At 57.5% G+C, this 1,129-nt stretch carries 1 protein-coding gene; it reads left to right on the top strand.

Translation table 11 applies throughout. The features are described from left to right. Positions 1–43 precede the first annotated feature (43 nt). On the top strand, positions 44–1,129 hold a 1,086-nt coding region (locus tag AB0D94_RS37910; protein ID WP_362062563.1), incomplete at its 3' end, for a restriction endonuclease subunit S.

Below are 1,129 nucleotides of genomic sequence, written 5' to 3'. Positions count from 1 at the left end.
AGTTGGATGAACTGTTGGCTGAGATGAATGAGGAGTTGGTGGCTTGACCGAGTTAGCAGTTGATTTTGGTTCGGAGCTTCCAGCTTCGTGGACAGTCGCGGCTATCAAAGAGGTAGTCGAGATCAGTCCAAAGTTGGACGTTTCTAAGCTGAACGATGACCATCTCGTTCACTTTGTTCCAATGGCCGCGGTTGCCGAAGACTTCGGTGGTCTTGACTCCTCCCTGCTTCGTCCGATGCGTGAGGTTCGCAAGGGCTATACGGCTTTCTCGGAGGGCGACGTTCTCTTTGCCAAGATCACGCCATGCATGGAGAACGGGAAGGGAGCAATCGTTCCGAAGCTTCCACATATCCATGCCTTCGGTTCTACCGAGTTCCATGTCTTGCGTCCGGGCGGTGCTATAGCGGATAAGTGGTTGGCCTACTACATATCGCAACCGGATTTTCGTCGCGTCGCGCGCCAAAACATGACCGGAACTGCCGGACAACTGCGCGTTCCAGCGACGTGGCTGTCCTCTGCGGGGTTGCCTCTGCCTCCGCGAGCCGAACAAACTCGCATTGTTGAAAAGCTGGAAGAGCTGCTGTCCGGCCTGGACGCCGGCGTGGCCGAGCTGAAGGCCGCGCAGCGCAAGCTGGCGCAGTACCGCCAATCGCTGCTGAAGGCTGCGATGGAAGGAGCGCTGACCGTGGATTGGCGCGCGACGCATGGCAAGCCACAGGAAACCGGCGCCGAACTGCTGCGGCGCATCCTATCCGGGCGCCGCGCCCGCTGGGAACAGAAGCAACTCGCCAAGTTCGCCGAGCAAGGCAAAACGCCTGCCAAAGGCTGGCAAGCAAAGTATCCCGAGCCCACCACTCCAAAGGTCGACGATTTGTCGACTCTCCCGGATGGCTGGACTTGGGCGAATGTCGATCAACTTTCGCCAGATGACCTCGCAAATGGACGGTCAGTTCCGACTGCAGAAGTTGGCGCCAAAGTACTTCGACTTACAGCAGTTAGAGGCGGAAAGATTGACCTCAGCGAATGGAAGTACGGAGCGTGGTCAGAAGAAGACGCAAAGACAATCGCCCTCACAGAAGGCGAATTGCTAGATGTCCGAGGAAATGGGACGCTAGCGTTGGTCGGTCGT

It is taken from the genome of Streptomyces sp. NPDC048255 (assembly GCF_040652415.1).
Taxonomy (GTDB): domain Bacteria; phylum Actinomycetota; class Actinomycetes; order Streptomycetales; family Streptomycetaceae; genus Streptomyces.
Note: the sequence above shows the minus strand (reverse complement) of the source record. Positions and strands in the feature narration are given on the sequence as shown.